Consider the following 2,813-nt stretch of genomic DNA (forward strand, 5'->3'; position numbering starts at 1 on the left):
GGTTTTAATTTCACTGCTCAAAAAAGCCGGCATCAGTACCGAAAACGGAATATTTTCCAGCACCACATCCGGTTGACTGCTACTGTCGTCGACCGGCGGAATTTCCCCGGATAACACTAAAAATTGTTCCATATCGACCTTTCGGGTTTGCTTCAGCATAAACTGATGCAGGGGGAACCCCGCGACTTCTATCGCTTCCCTGAACTGCATTTGCTCTGCCAGGTAAGGTTCGATGGCCTGTGCCCGGATCTCATTAAACACCGGTTTCATAATGAATGCCGTCAGGATCAGTGCCGCAGCAATGAGCACCCGCGTAGGGGGTATTTGTTGCAGCCCAAGGCCCTGGCGAAGGATGGCCAGCACGATCAATACCCGGGTGAAGCTGGTGGTTACCATCAGTAGCCCCGGAAGAAAGGCCAGTGCCGTCAATAGTAAAAAAATCTGCAGGTTAACCGTGTAATCCTGCTGGTTATCACCGGACGTGACGGATAACAACGGCAACTGAAAGGATGCCTCAGATACTGCGGGCAAGGCCAACAACAAGGCAGTAACGGGTATCCAGAGAGGGCAGGCACCATAAGAAGCACCGGACAAGCGATCAATATCAGAGGATTTCCAGAATGCGCAGGCCATAATACTCCCCAGTCCGAACAACTTCGCCACGGGCAAATAACACCCCGTTAATCATGACATCCAGTGGGTCGTGTTCCCGACGGTCCAGACTGACTACTGACCCTTTATGCAAGCCAAGCATATCAGCAATGGTCATACGTTTATTGCCAACATTCAGGGTCAAAGTGACCTCTACAGCCCCGACCAGTGCCAGGTTTGATGAAGTCAGCCTGGCCAGGGGCCCTTCGGCCTGGTCGTCCGCTGTCACTTCCGGACTACCATCTTCTGACGACTCTGACGGATCTGCTGCATCATTAACCTGTGCTTCAGGAACGGTTGCAGATTCCTCTATCTCATTCCCGGGCGGTAAATGAGAGCCACTCAGCTCCGGCTGATCAGAAGCGTCTTGCTGAACATCTTTATTGGTAATATCCGAGGGTTCCGGATTAATAACCGTTGAATGCCCGTTATCAGCTGGCGGCTTGTCATCGGCTGAGGGGTTTTTATCAGCTGAGGGTATTTTATCAGCTAAGGGCTGTTTATCAGCTAAGGGCTTTTCATCAGCTAAGGGCTTTTCATCAACTGATAGTCCTGAGTCGTTCACTGACCGTCCTCTCCTGTTAAACACTCATTGATTTGCACGGTAAGGTGCCCCCCGTGCTGCCCTGTCGTTCCACAAAACAAGAGAGCGTTCTGCACCCTTATATATGATTTTCCCGGATGGGGTATCGATAGCACGTCACCCACCTGCAGATCACATAACTTGCTCATGGGCAAAGACAGTGGCTCAAGATCAACGGTCATATCCACGTTGATGTGGCCAAGAGACCGCGCGATACGATCCCGACATGGCTGACTTGAACCAGTTTCCCGGTCAATCATTGCTTCCTGCTCTACCATGGCCCTGGTAAAAGCATTGACCGGGGTATAGAAACAAACCGGGAGTAACCAGGTTGAATCTGCGCAGGCCGGGTTATGAAACTCAAGATCAAACTGATTCAGCAGGCAATCATCGGTGAATAAAACGGGGGGTATCTGTGATCCTCCCATCCATTGCGCCAAAGAGTCAGTCTCCGATACCGGGCGATAAGGCGAACACAGTGTCCTCCAGGCCTCTGCCAGCGCATTGGCAACCTGATCCAGAAGTTGTTTGCCAATTCTGGTGAACTCTGTTGTATATGCAGGAGGAGAATCGTCAGCTGAAGAGCCATCCGGCGCAGACTCCCCGGTCCTGGCAGCCAGCGAAGACAGGTTGCCACCAAAACAGAGGGTGGTCAGAAAGTCAGGTAGCCGTTGATCCAGCCGCAAGAATGCATAGCTGGATGCCTGGCAAGTCGCCGTAGAAACATGCTGGCCACTGACGGGCAGCTGGAAACGGTAGAGCGCTTGTCTGGACAGCAGTTGTAATTGATTGATCGTCGTATAAATAGCACCATTAAAATGACAATGGGCACCCATCACCGGGCTTTCGATAACTTGCTCCAGGGCCTTCAGCATAAGATCAGGAAATGACACTGAAAGCCTCTCCAGCTGCTTTGTCATGCGCAATACCGAAGGGGACATCTGATGCAGATAACCACGGGGTAACAGTCCTGAATCACAGCTGCTATCAGCCTGGCTGTTCGCCAAATTGTGCTCCACACCACGACCAGGGGAGCTAGAATCTGTAAAAGGCATTCGATAATTTCCCGTCAGCCGCCTCCTGAAAAAGTAGCCCATACTGTTTATTTTTCCATCCGACAGAACGCCTTGCCATGAATGCGCTATGAAACAGATTCGCTTTTTACTGTCAGTACTGCTTAGTGCCCCTTTGATGTTGGTATCCCGGGCATTATTATTGGTGCTACTCCATTCGCCAGCTTCCGCCAGCCTCTACGATGTGGTTATGGATGATATTGACTGGCAGCTAGATGAACACAAATACTTTAAATGTCGTCTATATCAGAAGGTGCCTTTATTTGGCGGCCTGGCCATTATTGCGAAAGCAGGGCACCTGCAGTCGATTGAATTGCACTCCTCGCTGTTCCCAACCCGGCCCGAATCGGTACAGCTCTGGATCAAACCCCAGCCATGGGGAGGCTTTTATTCTTCCGGACAATCCTCAAAAAGTGCTTACGAAGTCACATCAGACAGCCATCAACCGGTAAGCTATGGCCAACGACTTCAGGTCACGGACTATTATTTGTCGGAAGTTTCTGGGC

Annotated in this window: 4 protein-coding genes; 1 reads left to right on the top strand and 3 read right to left on the bottom strand. The window is 51.0% G+C overall.

What is annotated here, in order from left to right:
* The 3 genes from KDK14_RS09045 to KDK14_RS09055 form a co-directional block, all read right to left on the bottom strand.
* On the bottom strand, positions 1-633 hold a 633-nt coding region (locus tag KDK14_RS09045), incomplete at its 3' end, for a hypothetical protein (RefSeq protein WP_257264769.1).
* Entirely contained in the window at positions 605-1,216 is a 612-nt protein-coding gene (locus KDK14_RS21715; RefSeq protein ID WP_257264770.1) for a FliM/FliN family flagellar motor switch protein, read from the bottom strand. The genes KDK14_RS21715 and KDK14_RS09045, both read right to left, overlap by 29 nt.
* Positions 1,213-2,289 carry a FliM/FliN family flagellar motor switch protein gene (locus KDK14_RS09055; RefSeq protein ID WP_257264771.1) on the bottom strand — a complete coding sequence of 359 codons (1,077 nt, stop codon included), beginning with the start codon at positions 2,287-2,289 and terminating at the stop codon, positions 1,213-1,215. Before KDK14_RS09055 ends, KDK14_RS21715 begins: the two co-directional genes overlap by 4 nt.
* Positions 2,290-2,377: 88 nt before the next feature.
* Here KDK14_RS09055 and KDK14_RS09060 point away from each other — a divergent pair.
* Positions 2,378-2,813, top strand: a 436-nt coding sequence (locus KDK14_RS09060; protein ID WP_257264772.1) for a hypothetical protein, incomplete at its 3' end; no start/stop codon positions are given.

Origin of the sequence: Endozoicomonas sp. ONNA2 (assembly GCF_024606365.1) — a bacterium.
Lineage (GTDB): Bacteria > Pseudomonadota > Gammaproteobacteria > Pseudomonadales > Endozoicomonadaceae > Endozoicomonas.